Annotated in this window: 14 protein-coding genes and 4 pseudogenes; 10 read left to right on the forward strand and 8 right to left on the reverse strand. The window is 58.4% G+C overall.

Translation table 11 applies throughout. The annotated features are described in order from the left end of the window. Positions 1-22: 22 nt before the first annotated feature. The 6 genes and pseudogenes from GOB81_RS15115 to GOB81_RS15140 form a co-directional block, all read right to left on the reverse strand. Positions 23-301: pseudogene (locus GOB81_RS15115) on the reverse strand (IS3 family transposase); the annotation flags it as partial. A gap of 16 nt (positions 302-317) precedes the next feature. Beyond that, positions 318-1,397: an IS110 family RNA-guided transposase gene (locus GOB81_RS15120; protein WP_019088945.1), complete on the reverse strand. Its 1,080-nt coding sequence runs from the start codon at positions 1,395-1,397 to the stop codon at positions 318-320. Between the two features lie 191 nt (positions 1,398-1,588). Then, positions 1,589-2,293 (reverse strand): annotated as a pseudogene (locus GOB81_RS15125) (IS3 family transposase); the annotation flags it as partial. After that, positions 2,294-3,661 (reverse strand): IS110 family RNA-guided transposase, encoded by a 1,368-nt coding sequence (locus GOB81_RS15130; protein ID WP_019088948.1) that lies wholly within the window; start codon positions 3,659-3,661, stop codon positions 2,294-2,296. A 235-nt stretch (positions 3,662-3,896) separates the two neighbouring features. Further along, positions 3,897-4,130 (reverse strand): annotated as a pseudogene (locus GOB81_RS15135) (transposase); the annotation flags it as partial. 193 nt (positions 4,131-4,323) lie between these two features. Further along, complete coding sequence (locus GOB81_RS15140) at positions 4,324-4,893, reverse strand: cytochrome b (RefSeq protein ID WP_173571177.1); 570 nt, start codon at positions 4,891-4,893, stop codon at positions 4,324-4,326. A gap of 196 nt (positions 4,894-5,089) precedes the next feature. On the opposite strand from GOB81_RS15140, the gene GOB81_RS15145 reads away from it, so the two are divergent. The 5 genes from GOB81_RS15145 to arsH all read left to right on the forward strand — a co-directional run bounded on the left by GOB81_RS15145 (position 5,090) and on the right by arsH (position 8,654). Then, positions 5,090-5,785 (forward strand): VIT1/CCC1 transporter family protein, encoded by a 696-nt coding sequence (locus GOB81_RS15145; RefSeq protein ID WP_061276381.1) that lies wholly within the window; start codon positions 5,090-5,092, stop codon positions 5,783-5,785. 77 nt (positions 5,786-5,862) lie between these two features. Further along, positions 5,863-6,216, forward strand: coding sequence for an ArsR/SmtB family transcription factor (locus tag GOB81_RS15150; RefSeq protein WP_043550802.1), 354 nt, complete (start codon positions 5,863-5,865; stop codon positions 6,214-6,216). Continuing rightward, positions 6,213-6,635 (forward strand): arsenate reductase (glutaredoxin), encoded by a 423-nt coding sequence (arsC, locus tag GOB81_RS15155; protein ID WP_043550801.1) that lies wholly within the window; start codon positions 6,213-6,215, stop codon positions 6,633-6,635. The genes GOB81_RS15150 and arsC overlap by 4 nt, the downstream gene beginning before the upstream one ends. Further along, the gene (locus tag GOB81_RS15160) at positions 6,635-7,930 is read left to right on the forward strand and encodes an arsenic transporter (RefSeq protein ID WP_277876930.1); all 1,296 of its coding nucleotides are present in this window, start codon (positions 6,635-6,637) and stop codon (positions 7,928-7,930) included. Before arsC ends, GOB81_RS15160 begins: the two co-directional genes overlap by 1 nt. Positions 7,931-7,955: 25 nt before the next feature. Further along, positions 7,956-8,654, forward strand: a complete 699-nt coding sequence (gene arsH / locus GOB81_RS15165; protein WP_061490145.1) for an arsenical resistance protein ArsH — start codon at positions 7,956-7,958, stop codon at positions 8,652-8,654. Between the two features lie 16 nt (positions 8,655-8,670). Here arsH and GOB81_RS15170 read toward each other — a convergent pair whose 3' ends face one another. Together GOB81_RS15170 and GOB81_RS15175 are read right to left on the reverse strand one after the other, a co-directional pair. After that, the gene (locus GOB81_RS15170; RefSeq protein WP_081894216.1) at positions 8,671-9,495 is read right to left on the reverse strand and encodes an IS5 family transposase; all 825 of its coding nucleotides are present in this window, start codon (positions 9,493-9,495) and stop codon (positions 8,671-8,673) included. Positions 9,496-9,578: 83 nt separating this feature from the next. After that, a pseudogene (locus GOB81_RS15175) lies at positions 9,579-10,398 on the reverse strand (IS5 family transposase). A 176-nt stretch (positions 10,399-10,574) separates the two neighbouring features. Here GOB81_RS15175 and GOB81_RS15180 point away from each other — a divergent pair. Genes GOB81_RS15180 through GOB81_RS15200 form a run of 5 tightly spaced genes read left to right on the forward strand, consistent with a single transcriptional unit; the run spans position 10,575 to position 18,195 of the window. Continuing rightward, the gene (locus GOB81_RS15180; protein ID WP_052403800.1) at positions 10,575-11,888 is read left to right on the forward strand and encodes a TolC family protein; all 1,314 of its coding nucleotides are present in this window, start codon (positions 10,575-10,577) and stop codon (positions 11,886-11,888) included. Continuing rightward, on the forward strand, positions 11,885-13,081 hold the full coding sequence (locus GOB81_RS15185) for an efflux RND transporter periplasmic adaptor subunit (RefSeq protein ID WP_231098692.1): 1,197 nt from the start codon (positions 11,885-11,887) through the stop codon (positions 13,079-13,081). The genes GOB81_RS15180 and GOB81_RS15185 overlap by 4 nt, the downstream gene beginning before the upstream one ends. Before the next feature lie 7 nt (positions 13,082-13,088). Then, positions 13,089-16,166 carry an efflux RND transporter permease subunit gene (locus GOB81_RS15190; RefSeq protein ID WP_043550793.1) on the forward strand — a complete coding sequence of 1,026 codons (3,078 nt, stop codon included), beginning with the start codon at positions 13,089-13,091 and terminating at the stop codon, positions 16,164-16,166. After that, positions 16,163-16,828 carry a response regulator transcription factor gene (locus GOB81_RS15195; protein ID WP_173571178.1) on the forward strand — a complete coding sequence of 222 codons (666 nt, stop codon included), beginning with the start codon at positions 16,163-16,165 and terminating at the stop codon, positions 16,826-16,828. Before GOB81_RS15190 ends, GOB81_RS15195 begins: the two co-directional genes overlap by 4 nt. Further along, complete coding sequence (locus GOB81_RS15200) at positions 16,828-18,195, forward strand: sensor histidine kinase (protein ID WP_043550790.1); 1,368 nt, start codon at positions 16,828-16,830, stop codon at positions 18,193-18,195. Before GOB81_RS15195 ends, GOB81_RS15200 begins: the two co-directional genes overlap by 1 nt. The last annotated feature ends 521 nt before the right edge of the window (positions 18,196-18,716 follow it).

The raw sequence follows: 18,716 nt of genomic DNA on the forward strand, positions 1-18,716 counted from the left end.
TTTAGTTCCGGTCAGGAAGTGCTTATGCCACTCTTGCTTCAAAAGCGAGTGGGCTGATACCGCCCAGATATGAATGGCGTCGACGTGGATTGTAGAAACCATTGATATACTGGAAGATGGCGGTGGTAGCCTGACGGCGGGTTGGCCAGTTCTGTCTCCAGAGCCACTCCGCCTTCAGGCTTTTGAAAAATGTTTCGACGGCAGCGTTGTCAAAACAGTTTCCCTTTCCGGACATTGAAGCCAGCAGCCCATGGGCCAGCAGCTTTTTCTGGAAATCATGGGAGCCATACTGGCTGCCACGGACGCCCTTCTGTTTGTCAAGTAGCAAAACGTGTGGCGTTGATGTCCCGATGTCGGCGTATGATGATCCCGTAGACCTCACGGGCGATATAGCGCTTGAGGATACGGATAACCTCAAGTTTGGAATGTCCTTCTGCCACACGCCTGGCAACATAGGCGCGTGTTTTTTCATCTGTTCGCAGGCGTCCAATCGCGATGATATGCAGGGCGCTGTTAGCCGCCCGATCACCACCTCGGTTCAGACGATGACGAATTGTTTTTCCAGAGGACGCCGGAACAGGCGTGACACCGCAAAGGGCAGCGAAGCTGGCCTCTGATTTCAGGCGGTCTGGATTGTCGCCGGCCGTCAGAAGAAGTTGCGCTGCTCCATTATAGCCTATGGAATTTCTGGCAATGAGGTCAGGTGCCAGTTCCTCAACAATAGCCTTGATCATCAGATCCAGTTCACCAATTTCGTCATGCAGTTCAAGGTAGCGACGCGCAAGAGATTTCAGGCTGATCCGATAAGCTGCCTCGATATCGCGATAAGCCGTGAGATCCGGTCGGGAGGCAGCAAGAGTGCGGATCAACTGCATGCGGGTCATGGAGCGAAGATGCTCACGCAGGGTATCTGGGGCCGCAATGATGGTGTTCTGGATCATCTGCAGGGAAATCCGTCGTGCACTTACGGCAGTTTTGCGGCACGCTCTCAAGACCCGGAGTGCTTCCACCATGCCGTCCCTGCGTCGTGGTGTAACGGTGCGTTGGCCTGCAAAGGCGGCGTGCGCTGCGTTCTGGGCGTCCAGATCATCATTCTTTCCACGCCGACGCCGATCATGTCGATCCGGCGCCGTGACTTCCAGAACTTCAACCTCAGCAGCCTGAAGATAACGCAACAGGCCAGCACCATAGCTGCCGGTTGATTCAACACCCACACGCACGAGATCACCTGCGGCTCGCATCCAGGCCAGCATCTGCCGATACCCCTGTCTTGTCGTGGGGAAACTCTGTGTGCCGATCACATGGTCCTGCTCGTCAACAATGGCTGCAACATGCAGATCCTTGTGGGTGTCGACACCGCCAACAACCTGACGCAGTCTTTCTTCGTTTTTGTCCATGACGGTTCCTCGCGCTTCTCTGTCGTGATGGCTAGGCCAAGGTCCGCTGCATGGACAGGACAGTCATGAGACCTCATCAGGTCAGGCCCTTCTCGGGTCACAGGCAATGGCCAAGGCATAGCCTTTCCGCGAGGTGCTTCCGGACAGTCGACAGGTCCGTGGAAAGACACAACGGTCGATCGGAATACGGGTCAAACCGTTCCGGGCACCTCACAGTGCCAGTCTACCGTGGTCGATCGGAGTGTGAGACAAACCGTCCGGAAGCTAGCGACCATCTTCTGACTATCCGAGTGGAAAATGCAGCCGGGCGCCGGGTTACGCAGCCTTACCGCCATATCCAAGGCACGGATGGCCAGATCCTTTTTCATCCGATCGCTCGCGGTCCACCCGATTACGCGACGACTGAACAGATCGATGACGACAGCGAGGTAGAGCCAGCCCTCGGCAGTCCAGATATAACTGATATCTCCCGCCCATTTCCGGTTGGGGCCTTCAGCAAGGAAATTACCGTCCAGAAGGTTGGCCGCAATGTCAGACTGGTGGTGGCTGTCGGTCGTCATCTTGTGGCGACGGGTGCGCACGGGCCGGATCCCGTTGGCCTTCATGAGGCGGCCAACGCGACGTTCCCCGACATCAAGCCCGGCTTCCCTGAGTTCCATGGTCATGCGCGGCCGTCCGTAGGACCCGTTGCTCAGGGCAAAATGCTCACGGATATGCGTCAGCACCTTCAGATCGGTACGTTGGCGCTGGCAGGCCGGTCGGGATGTCCAGGCCCGGTACCCCCGTGCAGAGACCCGCAAGACCTGGCACAGCCTCTCGATTGGCCATTCATGCCGATGTCCGTGGATGAAGGCGAACCTCATGGCTTTTGGCTCGCGAAGAACTGGGTAGCTTTCCTAAGAAACAGCAGGTTCGGTGGCTACAGGGATGGGATGCAGGACAAACCCCAGCGATTGTGCGCGTCGGTGTAGATTGGAGACGACACGTTTGCGATGGATTTCATCGTAATGTCCTGCTCCGGGATCGGCGTAAACCATGCCGTATCTGAGGGTATTATAAAACAGAACTGCTATTTTCCTGGCCGTGGCGGTCACAGCCTTTGCTTTCCCGACCCGCGCTGACAGGCGTCTGTAAAAAGCCCCCAACGCAGTATCGCTTCGCCCGAGCGTCGTGGCAGCCAGACGTAGTAGTGCTGCGGCCCGGCTTGAGGATCGGCGTGTGCGAGATGAAAGAAGCTTGCCACCGGAAATCTTGTTCCCCGGAGCGAGGCAGAGCCAGGACGTGAAATGTTTTGCACTTGGCCAGGCGCGGAGATCTGTGCCGCATTCTGCCACAAGCTTGAGGGCCAAGGACACACCGATGCCATGGATCTGCGTGAGATCCACGCCCAGCAAGCGATACAGAATGCCTCGTACGTCGAAGGACGGAGCACTCACCTGCTTTGTCTTGATCCGAGGCTTTGGGAGGTCTGCCGCAGGCTTTGCACTGCCGTGGCTCAAAAGCAGTAGCAGGCCTTCCATGCGGCGATCACAGGCCATGATCCGTTCCTGATAAATATCATAGAGCTCCAGGGCCTGCGTCAGAGCGAACACATGTTCATCTCTATAATTGCCCATCAGAGCTGCCGATATCACTTCTGCCGATGAGCGGCATCTGACGTCGCGCTTAGCGGCCAGCGTCTCTGGATCACGTTCACCGCCGACAATTGCCCGGATAATCTGCATGCCTGTGACGCCAGTGATATCGGAGACGACGTGATGGAGTTGCAGATTCATTTCCATCAGGGCTTTCTGCATGTGCTGGATATGTCCCGCAGCATACTCGACCAGACGTTCACGTTGACGCAAGTAAGCCCGCAATGCGGCAATATCGGCCTGAGGCCGAAAGCTTCCACGCAGCAAGCCATAGGAATGAAGTTGCTGGAGCCATCCGGCATCGCTCACGTCCGTCTTGCGACCGGGTACATTCTTGGCGTAGCGCGCGTTCACCAGAATGACGTCGAAACCATGCTGCTCAAGGATTTCATAAACCGGGATCCAGTAGACGCCTGTAGATTCCATGGCGACACTGGTGACTTTGCATTCTTTGAACCACTCAGCCAACGCATGCAGGTCGGACGTAAATGTGCCAAAGGACCGGATTGGGTCCTTCGCAGCCTCAGGGGACACCGCCGCCATATGCATCCGTGATCCAATATCGATCGCAGCGGCTCCCTGAATATGGCGTGTGAGATCAAAGGACGCTTTTGCAGATTTTCGAGGCATCGTAACATCTCCACACAGTGTGCTGGAGGAGGGTGTGGAACATGCCTATCAATCATCTTCCTAACCGGGATCACCGCAAGGCGGTGTCACCATTCTCAAGTTCGCACAGTTCCATGGACCACGTTTTTTAACGGGGACGAACCCGCCAATAAGCGAACGGCCGCTACCCTCCTGTCCGGCACAATAGCATGGCCCGTTTCTATGCCGCACAGGCGGACAAACGTCCGGGATCGTTTTTTAGGATTTCCCTCTCCTCCCGTAAAATCCGGTTCTCCAGGCGAAGACGTTCATTCTCGCGGGCCAGATCAGCCTGAGGCCCTGATGCCGGCTCGTCCGGACGATAATTCACTATCCATTTCGCCAGAGTGGATTTGCCAATACCCAGATCGGCCGCAACACGCGTGCGTGACAACCCACTGCTCAACGCAATCCTTACGGCCTCGCGCTTGAAATCTTCCGTATGCTTCATGGTTCCGTCGGTCTCCTGATACGAGCTTAAAACGCTCAGATGACCGGCACAAAACCGTTACAAGTCCAGACAGTTATGGGGGGGGCAGCGGAACGTCTGTTGTACAACGGAAGTCGAAAAAAGCTGACGTTGTTGGCGATCCGGCATCACGATGCTGCTCAATCATGAAAATCAGATAGGTTCCCGATCGCAATCACTGACTGAGTGAGGAACCCCGCGGCAGCATGCGTCCAAGCACTTTGTCTTTCAGGACAAACTGATGAAAAAGCGCCGCCGCGCCATGGCCTGTCGCAAGACCCATAATCAACCAGGCGTTCCAGTAATGTAGCGTCTGAAACCACGTCACGGTTTCCGCCGGGAACCGCGCGAACGGGGATGGAATCAGGAGGCCGAAAAAACTCATCGTCTGCCCGGCACCCCATCGCCAGAGATAGCCCAGCAAGATTTCCGCCAGAAGCAGCACATAGAGCGTGTACTCTGCTCCAAGGGCGAATACCCGGTCCACAGGCACGAGAAGGTCCGACAGATGCCGGCCTTTCGTCATACGCCAGACAATGCGGAACACCATAATTGCGGTCAGCAGGATGCCGGCTGTCAGATGCGCGACCACCATCAGATGATGGACGGGTTTTGTTGGCCAGTTCCAGGTTTCGCCAAGAGCAAACTGAAGCAGCACCAGAAAGGCCGTCATCCAGTGAAGGATGATCGTCGGCCTGTCGTAACGCAGCAGGCTATCCGTGATGTCCGGCGTTGAATAAGGCATATACGTCTCGGCAAAAAAGAACCCTGAATCCACTTCCGTATCATGCTTACCTGACAGGATTCTGAACAGAACAGATTTTCCTAAAACATAAATAATATTGAAAATAACTCGCAATATCAGAATGAAATATCTGTTGTCGCGGCAAATGATGCATCTTAACCTTTATTTGTATTCACCAGAAGCAGCAGGTCATCTTATGTCGCGTCTCCATCCTTTGGCCGAACGTCATGCCGTCGAGAAACTGGGATGGCTGCGTGCGGCTGTTCTCGGCGCCAATGACGGAACGCTGTCGACCGGCAGCCTCATCGTCGGCGTTGCCAGTTCTCATGCGACACGCGGCAGCATTCTCGTCGCGGGACTGTCCGCGCTTGTCGCGGGCGCCCTGTCCATGGCGGCGGGCGAGTATGTCTCGGTCAGTTCCCAGGCCGATTCCGAACACGCCGACATCGCCCGCGAGAAACAGGAACTGGTCACGGACTGGGAGGGCGAAGTCACCGAACTGGCCGGGATCTATCAGAAGAGAGGGCTGGATGAAGACCTCTCGCGCAAGGTCGCCGTCGCCCTCATGAAGCATGATGCGCTCGGTGCCCATGCAAGGGATGAACTGGGTTTGTCCGAGGCCACGGCGGCAAGACCCATACAGGCGGCATTCGCCTCAGCAACCGCCTTTTCATCCGGAGCATTACTGCCCGTGCTGGCAGCTGTTCTGGCCCCCGTGGCCTGGGTGTCCTGGGGCGTGTCCCTGACGTCCGTCGTAGTTCTCGCTGTTCTGGGCGTCGTTGGTGCGATTGCTGGCGGTGCGGCGCCTCTGCGCCCAGCACTGCGTGTGACGTTCTGGGGTATTGTGGCAATGATCGTCACGGGCGGGATCGGCCGCCTGTTCGGCGTGTGACGCCGCGTTCCAGGCTCTGAACGAGGCATGTCCTGGGTAGTCTTGACTTCATCCCATATATCCGCGATCGTCGATTTATGGATACAGAATCCGCGCTCTCGGCCCTCGACGCCCTATCCCAGTCCACACGGCTGGAGATCTTCCGCCTGCTGGTGCGCCACGAACCGGACGGGCTGCCCGCCGGGGACGTCGCGCGGCACCTCGATGTCCCGCAGAACACCATATCGGCCCATCTCGCCACCCTGACCCGCGCCGGCCTGCTGACCTCGCAGCGCCATAGCCGGCTGATCGTCTATCGTGCGTGTCTTCCGCGCCTGCGCGACCTGATGCTTTTCCTCGTCAGGGACTGCTGTGCGGGCAGCCCAGAACTCTGCGCGCCCCTGATCGCAAACCTGTCTTCCTGCTGCCCGAGCCCGGAATCCTGCCCATGACCGTCACCATCTACCACAATCCGACCTGCGGCACGTCGCGCAACGTGCTGGCACTGATCCGCAATGCGGGAATCGCGCCCGCGATCATCGAATATCTGAAAACGCCACCCAGCCGCGCGGAACTGGTCGATCTGATCGCCCGTATGGGGGTTCCGGTGCGCGCGATCCTGCGGGAAAAGGGCACGCCCTTTCACGAACTCGGCCTCGATAACCCGGCCCTGACGGACGATGCGCTGATCGACGCCATGATCACGCATCCGATCCTGATCAACCGACCCATCGTCGTCACCCCGCTCGGCGTTGCGCTCTGCCGTCCGTCCGAAACGGTGCTGGATATTCTTCCCTCCCCACAGCGCGGCGCATTCGCCAGGGAGGACGGCGAGAAGATCGTGGATGAGGCCGGAAAGCTGATCGTCTGATGCTGGCTCTGGTTATTTTCGTGGCCACCCTCGTTTTTGTCATCTGGCAGCCTCGGGGTCTCGGTATCGGCTGGAGCGCTATGACCGGTGCCGCCGTGGCACTGGCGACGGGTGTGATCCACTGGCACGATATTCCGGTCGTCTGGCACATCGTCTGGGACGCCACCTTCACCTTTGTAGCGCTGATCATCATCTCGCTGCTTCTGGATGGGGCCGGGTTCTTCCATTGGGCGGCCCTCCATGTGGTGCGCTGGGGCAAAGGGCGAGGCCGGACGCTGTTTCCGTTGATTGTGCTGCTGGGGGCGGCCATCGCGGCCGTGTTCGCCAATGATGGTGCGGCCCTGCTGCTGACACCGATCGTCATCGCCATCCTCACCCAGCTTCGCCTGAGCCCCGCCGCTTCGCTCGCCTTTATTATCGCGACCGGCTTTGTCGCGGATACAACCAGCCTGCCGCTGGTAATTTCCAATCTTGTGAACATCGTCAGCGCGAATTTCTTCGACATTCCCTTTGACCGCTACGCCGCGATCATGGTCCCCGTCGATCTGGCCGCCCTTGGCGCGACACTTGCCGTGCTGTGGCTCTGGTATCGGCGGCAGGTGCCCCAGACCTATCCCGTCACCGAACTGCCAGCACCTGTCACTGCCATTCGTGACCGCCTTGTGTTCCGCGCGGCTTTTCCGCTGCTGGCCCTGGTTCTGGCGGCCTATTTCCTGACCGCCCCGTTCCATATCCCGGTCTGTATCGTGGCTTGCCTGGCTGCCAGTACCCTTCTGGTCGTCGCCGGATATGGAAAGGTCATTCCCGTCAGCCGCGTGCTGCGGGGCGCGCCGTGGCAGATCGTGATCTTCTCGCTGGGCATGTATCTGGTGGTCTACGGGCTGCGCAATGCCGGGCTGACCGATCACCTTGCGGCGGCACTGGTCTGGCTTGGCCATCAGGGTCCGTTCATCGCCACGCTTGGCACCGGCTTTCTGGCGGCGGTCCTGTCGTCGGTTATGAACAACATGCCCAGCGTTCTGGTCGGCGCGCTGGCGATCCAGCAGGCGCACGACATTACGCCTCTGACCCGCGAATTGATGGTTTACGCCAACGTCATTGGCTGTGACCTCGGGCCGAAATTTACCCCGATCGGCAGTCTCGCCACCCTGCTGTGGCTGCATGTGCTGGCCTCCAAGAACCATCGGGTCACATGGGGGCAATATATGACGGTGGGTCTGATGATCACGCCACCCGTCCTGCTGGTCACACTTGCCGCACTGGCCTTGTGGCTGCCGCAGATCAGCCATCCCTGACACGACCGAAGGATCTGATGGAACCATGTCCAAGCCGGAAATGCCCGCCCTGCACCCGGAGTATCTCGAACAGGTCAATCTCGCACGACTGGAACCGCAACTACGGGTTGACCACCCGCCACGTATTCTACTGCTGTATGGTTCGCTGCGCCCTCGGTCCTTCAGTCGCCTGCTGGTGTTTGAGGCGGAGCGTGTTCTGAAAGTCCTTGGTGCAGAAACACGGGTGTTCGACCCAACTGATCTGCCGGTCGCGGATTCCGTACCCGCCACGCATCCAAAGGTTCAGGAACTGCGGGAACTCTCGATCTGGTCGGAAGGCCAGGTCTGGTGCAGCCCCGAACGCCACGGCACCATCACCGCCGTGTTCAAGAACCAGATCGACTGGCTTCCCCTCACGGAAGGTTCGATCCGACCCACACAGGGCCGCACGCTGGCTGTCATGCAGGTCTCCGGCGGGTCACAGAGCTTCAATTCCGTCAACGCCCTGCGGGTGCTGGGCCGATGGATGCGGATGTTCACCATCCCTAACCAGTCCAGCGTGCCGATGGCCTACACCCAGTTCGGTGACGACGACCGAATGAAACCGTCTCCCCTCTATGACCGCATGGTGGATGTCATGGAGGAACTGATGAAGTTCACCTGGCTGCTGCGGGACCGGGCCGACTACCTTGTCGATCGCTACAGCGAGCGCAGATCAGAACACCGCCTGCCTGAAAAGCTGTGAGAGCCCTTTTGGCAATTCAGGGATGAGCGTTTCTGCGTAACATGAGGCTTCCCATGGCGATGTGGATCATGGCCTCTGCGACGTCGATCCGCTGTTCGTAGTCCTTCACAAGGCGACGCCAGCGGATCATCCAGCCGAAGGTCCGTTCCACAACCCACCGACGCGGCAGGATTTCAAACCCTTTTGCTGTATCTGACCGCCGGATGACCTCGACTGTGAAGTCGAGAAAGGCGGCTTTGTCCATCAACTGCAAGCGGTCATAGGCCCCATCTGCGAACAGGTGCTTCACCCACGGCCAGCGTTTACGAATGGCATCAAGGATCATCTGTCCGCCCGCACTATCCGAAATATCGGCAGGTGTCAGTCTGACCAGAAGCAGTCGGCCAGCCGTATCGACGGCAATGTGCCGCTTGCGACCAACGATCTTCTTGCCTGCGTCATAACCATGTGTCTTTGCGTGGGGTGCCTTGATACTCTGGCTATCAATGACACCACCCGATGGACTGGCTTCGCGTCCTGCCGCTTCACGATCAAGCATCAGACAGACATCATGAATGGTCTGGAACAGGAAACGGCGCATCAGCCTGTGGAACCACCAGTAAACCGTTTGCCATGGGCCAAAATGAACCGGAAGCATCTCCCAGCCGCAGCCTGAGCGCACGAGATAGCGCAACGCGTTGATGATCTCACGGAAATCGGTTGTCCGTTTCCGGCCACGCCGGTTCGCAGGGGGCATCAGAGGCGCTATGCGCTCCCATTCCTCATCTGTCAGATCAGACGGATAGCGTTTCGTCTTGCGCGTAATGCTGGCCATGCAGCCTCGTTGGGCTGGCGTCCACATCCTGCCGTTGAATCACGCTCAAAACCTCTTGAAAACCTATCACAGCGAATTTCCAAAAGGGCTCTAAGAGCCTGTTTGGAAAATCACGGGTGAGCATTTCTGCGCATGAGATTGGCGCCCATGGCGACGCATGGCCTGTGACACGTCGACGCGGCGCTCGTAATCACGCACGAGCCGGCGCCAGCGGGTCATCCAGCCAAAGGTCCTCTCGACCACCCAGCGTCGCGGCAACACCTCGAAGCCCTTTGCTCCGTCACGGCGGCGGATAATCTCGACGATGAAATCCAGATAAGTCGCCTTGTCCATCAACTTCAAGCGGTTATAGGCGCCATCGGCGAACAGATGCTTCACCCACGGCCAACGCCTGCGGATCGCATCCAGGATCATCTGAGCGCCGGCACTGTCGGAGATGTCGGCCGGAGTCAGGTTGACCATCAGAAGGCGCCCGTCCGTGTCGACGGCGATATGCCGCTTGCGTCCGACGACTTTTTTGCCGGCATCGTAACCCCTTGTCCTGGCATGAGGCGCCTTGATGCTCTGGCTGTCGATCACCGCTGCTGTCGGACTGGCCTCGCGGCCTGCCTGCTCCCGGTCGAGCATCAGTTCAACGTCATGGATGGTCTGGAACAGGAACCGTCGCGCCAGCTCACGAAACCAGCCATAGACCGTGCGCCAGTGCCCAAAGTGGATCGGCAGCATCCGCCAACCGCAGCCTGAACGAACGAGATAGCGCACCGCATTGATCACCTCACGGAATTCAACCTCTCGTGGGCGGCCACGACGTTCAGGACCTGGCATCAATGGCACGATCCGCTCCCATTCCTCGTCTGTCATGTCAGACGGGTAGCGTTTCGTCTTACGGGTGATCCTGGCCATCCGGCCCCTCTGCTCTGGCGTCCACATCCAGAGCTTGAATCACATCAGATCGATTTTCCAAACAGGCTCTTAGCCGGGAAATGGCCGAACAGTTCGATGTCGTGATCGTGGGCAGCGTTCAGGAAACTGTCAGGTTCGCCTGATATACTGAAGATCCTGCCGCAGCTCATTCACGCGATGATACAGAAAGCCGACTGAACTTCATGTGTACTCGTCATGTCGATTATCAGGTCGTTAACCGCGCCTCGGAATGGGCAGGGATTCATTTCCTGAAAATCCGTACTTTCTGTATCGCTCTCACCCTGGTCACCCTCTGCTTTTCTTCAGCTCTTATTTCAAAGGCCAGAGGTCAGAGCCTCACCTTTGCCCAGGGGGTGGAAGCGGCATGGTCCGTCGATCCGGGGCGGGATGAACTGAATACGAACTATCGTTCGGCATCGGCACGGGCCGAGGCTGCCGACTCCTGGTTTGCAGGAGGCCCGACGGTGTCGGGTCAGTATTTTGACGATCACGCCATCGGCAGCAATGAGGGATACACAACCTACGAGGGGAGTGTTTCTGTTCCCCTCTGGTTGCCCGGACAGGGCACCGCTACTGTTAAAGCGGCGAAAGCAGAAGCCTTGACCGTACAGGAACGGCTGCATGTGGAGCGGATGGCTGTCGCCATGAGGGTTCTGGATACCTCCGCCGGCGTGCTGATGGCCCGGAAACGTCTCAGCATTGCTCAGACACTGCGGGAAACGCTGGAAAAAATAAAACTGTCTGTCCAGCATGGCGTCCGGTCTGGTGAGAATACTCTGGCAGATGAGCATGCCGTCGCCGCCGATCTGGCGAACGCAGCCAGCGAGCATTCACTGGCCGTCGAGCAGGTTGAAACGACGACGTCAGCGCTTCGCATCGTGCTGGGCCGCTCCGGGGTACCGAACATCCTCTCCTACGATGATCCGGCTGCCGCGCGTGCAAGGTTGACTTCCGTCAGGATTCTTGAGGACAACGATCCGCGTGTAAGAGCCGCACAGCAGGCTGTCCGTGCGGCGGAAGAAGGTATGCGTCTGGCACGGGCTTCATTCATGCCCGACCCGGAAGTTGGTGTCGCTGCGATTCATGAGAAACAGTATGGCAGCCCATGGGATGATCGGGTGGGCATTACAGTGTCGGTCCCTCTGCCGAGTGACGTCCGCAATGTCCCGCTGGAGGCCGAAGCGAGAAACAAGCTAGCCGCGGCCTCCAACCAAGAACAGCAGGCCCGTCGAAGCGTACGCCAGGAACTGGCGCAGGTTTTTGTCCACCTGACGGCGGCAAAGGACACATTCAGAAATTCAGTGTTGTCCGCTGACGATATGAACAAGCGCGCCAATGAGATGGTTCGGTCGTGGCAGGCTGGTGAGACATCGCTGATCGAACTTCTGCGTGCCAGAGCTGCTGCGTACAGCGCACTGCAGACGCGTAATCAGGCGGAGATCGCTTGGCATGCCGCAATCATCCGGACATTAATCGCAGCAGGAGAATTCCAGTGAGCTTCAGAATAGTCGTCATCGGACACCAGAGGTGGCTTCTGGCGCTGTTCTGCCTCTCCGGGGCGCTCACACAGCCCGCATTCGCGACAGACGACGAACAGACCATCACGATGGGAGCGGCTGCACGGGCGAATGCCAAGCTGGTGATCTCAGTGGTGCAACATGGCACGCTCGGGGAAAATCTCGACGCAATGGGCACCGTCATGTCTGACGCGAGCCGTATCGTTCGCATTCATCCTGCTGGATCAGGAAAAATTCTGAATGTGGCTGTTGTACCTGGACAGCATGTCCGCAAGGGCGAGGTTCTTCTTACGTATCAGGATCACTCCCTGCATTTGGTCCGCCTTGAGATGACAAAGGCGCAGTCTGCGTTGTCGACGGCACAGGCAGCCTATCAGAATGCTGCCGCAGCCTATAGCCGGAGCCGTGATCTGGAAGGGATAACGGTTGCCGCCGGAGAAACCAGGCACCGTCTAGCGCTCTTCAAAGCAGCAAGAGACGATATTACGGCCCGGCAGGCTGATGTGGATACTCTGCAACACCAGCTTGATGAAGAATACAATTCCGTAACGGAATCGGACAAGGGACAGATCACCCCCACAGATGAGACATCCTCCATCATCTCGCCGACCACGAGTGAGGTGCAGAGCGTGCTTGTCGGTGTTGCGGATGATATCTCGCCCGCGACGGAACTGGTGGCTCTGGCCGACATGTCGTCGGTCTGGATCGTATCGGACATCCTCCCGCAGGATGCCGCTCAGATCGTCGAAGGTGGTGAGCAGACAACGGAACTGCCAGCAGATGGCGCAATGACCTTGCTGACGTCGAAGATAACGTCAGTCGGCGATCTGGCGGACCCCGTGACCGGCCTTGTTCGTGTCATCAGCCGCGCAGCGAACCCCGGAGGCCATCTTCACCCGGGCATGTTTCTCAATACGCACCTGCCGACACGCGCCCGAACTGAAGGCATTATCGTGCCCGAAAGTGCCGTTACGGAGATCAACGGCATCAGCACCGTCTTCCTGCCCGTCGGCCCCGACCGTTTTCGCCCGCAAGAGGTTCACGTCGGTGCCGAAAGCGCCGGACAAAAGGTCATCGTCTCCGGCCTCACGGTGGGCGACAGGATTGTGACGCATGGCGCATTTGCCCTGAAAGCCATCATACAGACCTCTGATCTGTCCGACGGAGACTGACACCGCCATGCGTGCCTTTCTTTCTGCTCTTCAGGCCCGACGCTGGCTGGTTCTCAGTGTGCTTGGCCTGATTTTCATTGCCGCCTGCCTCATGGTGCGGAGCCTCCCCGTTGAGGCCGTGCCGGACATCTCGCCCAGACAGGTGCTCGTTTCCGTTGTCGCTCCGGGTCTTGCCACGGAAGAAGTCGAACGACTGATCACGTTCCCGATTGAGACCAGTATGGCGGGCATCCCGGACATGACCGATCTTCGGTCCGTGTCACGTTCCGGGGTTTCCGTCGTGTATGTCCAGTTCGCGGACGACACGGACATCAATCTCGATCGCACCCGTGTCGAGGAGCGGATTCAGCAGGCCAGAACCCTGATCTCCGTACCAGGCGTGAGCGTGAATATCGGGCCGCTGACAACGGGGCTGGGCGAGATCATGCAGTTACAGATCAAGGGAAACGGCTATTCCCTGATGGATCTGAACCGCCTGATGACATGGACGGTCGCACCACAGATGAAGCTCGTACCCGGGGTGGTGGACGTCAACGTGAACGGGGGCGCGGAGGAGACATTCCAGGTTGCCCTCGATCAGGCCCGCCTTCTGGCGCTGGGGGTTTCGGTCGACAATGTCTTCCAGGCCGTGGACGGCAACAACTCCGCATCCGGTGGCGGGTGGATCGAGCATGACGAGGAGCAGCAGATCGTGGTCGGACGCGGCCTGATCGGCTCGCTTGATGATTTCGGCTCCATTCCTGTCAGGACCAATGCCAACGGCTCCGCCATTTTCCTGCGGGATGTCGGACGCATTTCCATGGGGCCGAGAACACGTCTGGGCGCGGTGACCCGTGACGGTCAGGGCGAGATCGTGATCGGTGTCGTCATGATGCAGATGGGCGCGAGTTCCGATGCCACGCTGGCCGCCATCAATGCGGCGTTGCCCGGCATCCGGCAGTCCCTTCCCAAAGGCGTGACGCTCGACCCCTATTATGTACGCTCGACACTGACAGACAGCACAATCGCGACGGTGAAGGAAAACCTCATCATCGGCGCGACCCTGGTGATCGGCGTCCTGATCGTGGTGATCGGCGACTGGCGGGCCTCACTGGTCATCGCCTCCGTCATTCCGTTCGCCCTCGTCTGCGCCATGACGGGAATGCGCGCCTTCGGGATTTCCGCCAATCTGCTGAGTCTGGGCGCAATTGATTTCGGTATGATCGTCGACAGTTCGCTGGTCGTGGTGGAAAATCTCATGACCCATCGCGCGCGCGATCGCGCCACCGGACAGAGCACGCCACTCTTCACGCTGGCGGTATCATCAGCCGCAGAAGTCCTCCGGCCTGTCAGCTTTGGCATTCTCGTCATCATCATGGTCTATCTGCCGATCCTGACCTTGCAGGGTATCGAGGGCAAGATGTTCCGGCCCATGGCGCAAACCGTGATCATGGCGCTCCTCGCCTCGCTCTTTTACTGCGTCGTCGGCATGCCCGTCATCGCGGCACTGGTGATGAAATCGAACGGTCGTCATAATGATACGCGCCTGGTTGCTGCCCTTCGTCGCGTCTATGGCCCGATGCTGGCTTGGTGTGAAACCCGACCGCGTATTCTCTTCGGCACGACGATCGCGATTTTCAGCGTGTCCGTTTGGATCGGCCTGCATCTGGGCGGCGAGTTCATCCCGTCTCTCGGTGAAGGCGCGCTGACGGTGACGACGACGCGCCTGCCGGGGATCTCACTCTCGGAGGCCGTGAAGGAGGTCTCCCTGCAGGAACGCATCCTGCGCCGGTTTCCGGAAGTCACCAGCGTCGTAAGCAACACAGGCACGTCTGCGATTCCGACCGATCCGATGGGCGTCAACGAGACCGACAGCTTCATTTTCCTCAAGCCACCGTCGCAATGGACCACCGCACGCACGCAGGAAGGTCTCGTCACGGCGATGAGCCGGGTCATGAGCGATGAACTGCCGGGCGCTCAACAGTCATGGAGCCAGCCCGTCCAGATGCGGATGGATGATCTGCTGTCCGGCGTGCGCACGCAGATCGCCGTTTCGATCTATGGCGATGATCTTGCCACCCTGACACGCCTTGGGGACAGGGTGGCCGGTATCATGAAAGCCATTCCCGGCGCAGCGGATGTGGCGCCGCAGGGGGCAGGGAGCATCTCTTTCATCCATATCGACATCGACCGCAGACAGGCCGCCCGTCTCGGGGTTTCGCAGCAGGAACTTCTAAATGTGGTGGAAGCTGTCGGCGGTCATATCGGGCGGCCCGTTACGGTCAATAACGCGCTAATCAGCACGCAGATCCGCTATGATCCCGCCCAGGCCGGAACACGGGATCAGATCGCCCGCCTGAGAATCCGCCGCGCCGACGGCCGGGGCGCCGTCCTTCTTTCGGAAGTTGCGAAGGTTACGGTTCAGGACGGTCCGCCCCGCATCAGTCGGGACGCGATCCGCCGCCGTCTGATTGTTCAGGCGAACGTGCGCGGGCGCGATCTCAGCTCTTTCGTGACGGAAGCACAAAGAGCGGTCAGTAAAAAAGTCAACCTTCCCGCAGGCTATCGCATGGTCTGGGCTGGTCAGTTCCAGAATCTGCGTTCAGCCATGGCGCGTCTGGAACTTGTCGTGCCGGTCGCTCTGATTCTGATTTTTGCCCTGCTAATTCTTGCTCTGAACTCCGTCTGGCTGGCGGGGCTTGTTTTCATCAATCTGCCAATCGCCGCAACAGGTGGTATTCTTGCCCTGTGTCTTCGGGGCCTGCCGTTCAGTGTCTCCGCCGGGATTGGCTTTATCGCCCTGTTCGGCGTGGCCGTTCTGAACGGCGTAGTGCTTGTTACCGCGATCCAGTCCCTGCGTCTGGCAGGGCGCAGCGCTGCCCAGGCGGCCTTTGAGGCGGCAGAAGAGCGTTTCCGTCCTGTCATGGCAACCGCTCTGGTGGCCAGTCTGGGCTTCATCCCCATGGCCGTCTCGACAAGCGCCGGTGCCGAGGTCGAGCGCCCGCTGGCCACTGTTGTGATTGGGGGGCTGATCTCCTCGACACTTCTGACGCTGCTTGTGTTGCCCTCACTGTATGCTCGCATCATGAAAAATCGTGAATCATGAAAATCCTGATCATCGAAGACGAACCGGCTCTTGGTTCTGCCGTCAGGGACCGTGTCCGTCAGGCTGGTCATGTTGCCGACTGGTTCAGAACCCTGACTGACGGGCGGGCAGCCCTGAGAGCGTCCGCTTACGATTCTCTTCTGCTCGATCTCGGGCTTCCAGACGGCAATGGCCGGTACCTTCTGCGTGAGATCCGGCGAAATCGTTCTTCTCTGGCTGTCCTGATCACAACCGCTCAGGACCAGATAAGCGACAGGATTGCAGGTCTGTCGGAGGGAGCAGACGATTATATCGTCAAGCCTTACGATCTCGACGAACTCGTCGCCCGTATTGAAGCAGTCGCCAGACGATACATCGCATTGCCGGATAATATTGTGATCATTGATGACGTGGAGATCGATCTTTCTCGGCGACAGCTCAGACGTGAAGGACGCACGATCGATCTTTCCGCGCGCGAATGGGCCATTGTCGAACTTCTTGCCCGTCGACCGGGGGCACTGTGCAGCCGCGAGCAGATCGAAGATGCTCTTTATGGCCTCAGCGACGATGTGGAGAGCAATGCCATTGAAGTCTTTATCAGCAGGATACGAAAGAAAACCGGACCCGGCCTGATCGTGACGGTCCGGGGCAGAGGCTACAGCCTTGCAGAAAGTTCATCCTGATGAAGCGCTGGAGCCTGGCGTCCCGCATAGTGTCCGGGACACTGATTATCGTGCTAGGCGCGCTGGTGTTGCTCAGTATCCTCGTCGCGGCCTTTACCCGCTATGAAGTCACGGAGCGTCTCGACAACTCGCTGCAGGAAGTGGCCGAACGCCTGGAGTTCGTCATCAGTGAACTGGACAGAACGGATCAGAAGAGCACCACGCCAGGTGGTCAGGTCGCACGCCTGCCCGGTGTGAATCGGCGTACACTGGCCTATCAGATTGCCTCGCCGGACGGCCGCCTTGAGGTGAGATCGCAGAATGCACCAGAGACGCTGTTTGTTCCCCGACTGAAAATGGGATTTTACAATGTGCCGTCGTTCCGGGTGTATAGTGTCCCTTCCGCATCCGGTCGCCATTACATTCTGGTGGGGGAGCCGGCCTTTCACCGAAATGAAGCAGTCAGGCGGGCTATCCTGATTTCAGTCCTGCCAATGGTGATATTTTTTCCGGCAATCTGGGTCTTGGTCCGCTGGCGCGTCCGCCGCGCCATGCGTCCCCTCACAAGCCTTCAGCACGAAATCAGGAGTAGAGGCGGTACCAATCTGGTTCCAATCCCGCCGCTGGATCTGCCCGAAGAGCTTGTGACAATTCATTCCGCCGTCAATCTTCTTCTTGAACGTCTGAAAATGGCGCTCTCGACCGAACGCGCCTTTGCCGCGAATGCCGCACATGAGCTGCGCAACCCCATAGGCGCGCTTCTGGCGCAGGTGCAGGTCCTCAGAAATCTGCTTCAGCGTTCAGAATATGAAGAGCGCGCGACGACCATCATGCACCAGGCCCGCAGGATTGGCCGGATGATGGAAAAACTCCTTCAGCTTTCACGAGTAACGTCGGGAATCGCTCTTACGGGGGATATATTTGATCTGGTGCCTGTCATCCAGTTTCTGGCACGGGAGCTTGAGCGAGAAAAAAACCAGACCATTGACCTTTCAGGAGTCCCTCATCTCATGATTCGGGGCGACATGGATGCCGCAGGGATCCTGTTTCGTAATCTTCTGGAAAATGCTGTTCTTCATGGTTCTTCTCTGCGGCCGGCGCACGTGATTGTAACGGAGAATTCCGAAATTCTGATCTTTAATGACTGCGATCCCCTCACACTTGAGAGTTTGCAGAATATGGAAAAGCCCTTCGTGAGAGGTAAAACTAACGCTGAAGGCAGTGGTCTCGGGCTTGCGATAGTGCGACAGGTCTCTCTTCAGCTTCAGGCTGACATCACGATAACCTCCCCTGCTCCAGGAAAAACAAGGGGTATTGTCGTTACTGTTCGTTTCCCGTCCGGCGATACCGAAGTCGAAGCCAGTTGGGAGGGATCGAAGAACTATTGATTGATGTCCTGGCTACCTGATTTCAGGCGCAGGGTACGCTGAACCGCTCCGGCACTGGCAGAGACAAGCCCTTGTATGCCGTGCTGCGACGTCCGCTTTGAGAAAGCTTCGGACGGCCCTGCGACGTCCGAGAAGAGGCGAATGCCGCCTGTCTGTTCTGGTTCTCTTGGGCCGACAGGCGAGTTAGGGGGGTGGAATGTCCGTTGTTGGACGCTAGGATAGAGAACCAGATATTGCCACATGAGTAATGTTCCGGGAGTGGATTGATAGCTCACGGAGCACGGCACCCACATGCAATTCCTTTCAGCGCACCGGTCGAAGCCTTTTTTCGTGGGGCAACATGTGACAGGCGTGAACTTCATGGACGTTGAGATGGTCAGCCGCAGCGGCGGTATACTCGCATAGCCGACCGGTAATCCCCCCATTTTTAGTGGGGCATTGAATGAGAATTCAGGCAGCTGTTTTTAGTTTCTGGGCGGGGGTTAGCCCGCTGTTCCCCATGTTGGGTCTGTCATGGTTAT

The sequence above is a fragment of the Acetobacter conturbans genome (assembly GCF_011516755.1).
GTDB lineage: Bacteria > Pseudomonadota > Alphaproteobacteria > Acetobacterales > Acetobacteraceae > Acetobacter > Acetobacter conturbans.

What these genes read in the sequence shown, in the direction of transcription:
- GOB81_RS15200 (WP_043550790.1), top strand. Translation starts at nt 16,828, where the DNA reads ATGAAGCGCTGGAGCCTGGCGTCCCGCATAGTGTCCGGGACACTGATT.
- GOB81_RS15145 (WP_061276381.1), top strand. Translation starts at nt 5,090, where the DNA reads ATGTCGCGTCTCCATCCTTTGGCCGAACGTCATGCCGTCGAGAAACTG.
- GOB81_RS15150 (WP_043550802.1), top strand. Translation starts at nt 5,863, where the DNA reads ATGGATACAGAATCCGCGCTCTCGGCCCTCGACGCCCTATCCCAGTCC.
- arsC (WP_043550801.1), top strand. Translation starts at nt 6,213, where the DNA reads ATGACCGTCACCATCTACCACAATCCGACCTGCGGCACGTCGCGCAAC.
- GOB81_RS15180 (WP_052403800.1), top strand. Translation starts at nt 10,575, where the DNA reads ATGTGTACTCGTCATGTCGATTATCAGGTCGTTAACCGCGCCTCGGAA.
- GOB81_RS15190 (WP_043550793.1), top strand. Translation starts at nt 13,089, where the DNA reads ATGCGTGCCTTTCTTTCTGCTCTTCAGGCCCGACGCTGGCTGGTTCTC.
- arsH (WP_061490145.1), top strand. Translation starts at nt 7,956, where the DNA reads ATGTCCAAGCCGGAAATGCCCGCCCTGCACCCGGAGTATCTCGAACAG.
- GOB81_RS15195 (WP_173571178.1), top strand. Translation starts at nt 16,163, where the DNA reads ATGAAAATCCTGATCATCGAAGACGAACCGGCTCTTGGTTCTGCCGTC.
- GOB81_RS15120 (WP_019088945.1), bottom strand. Translation starts at nt 1,397, where the DNA reads ATGGACAAAAACGAAGAAAGACTGCGTCAGGTTGTTGGCGGTGTCGAC.
- GOB81_RS15140 (WP_173571177.1), bottom strand. Translation starts at nt 4,893, where the DNA reads ATGCCTTATTCAACGCCGGACATCACGGATAGCCTGCTGCGTTACGAC.
- GOB81_RS15160 (WP_277876930.1), top strand. Translation starts at nt 6,635, where the DNA reads ATGCTGGCTCTGGTTATTTTCGTGGCCACCCTCGTTTTTGTCATCTGG.
- GOB81_RS15170 (WP_081894216.1), bottom strand. Translation starts at nt 9,495, where the DNA reads ATGTGGACGCCAGCCCAACGAGGCTGCATGGCCAGCATTACGCGCAAG.
- GOB81_RS15130 (WP_019088948.1), bottom strand. Translation starts at nt 3,661, where the DNA reads ATGCCTCGAAAATCTGCAAAAGCGTCCTTTGATCTCACACGCCATATT.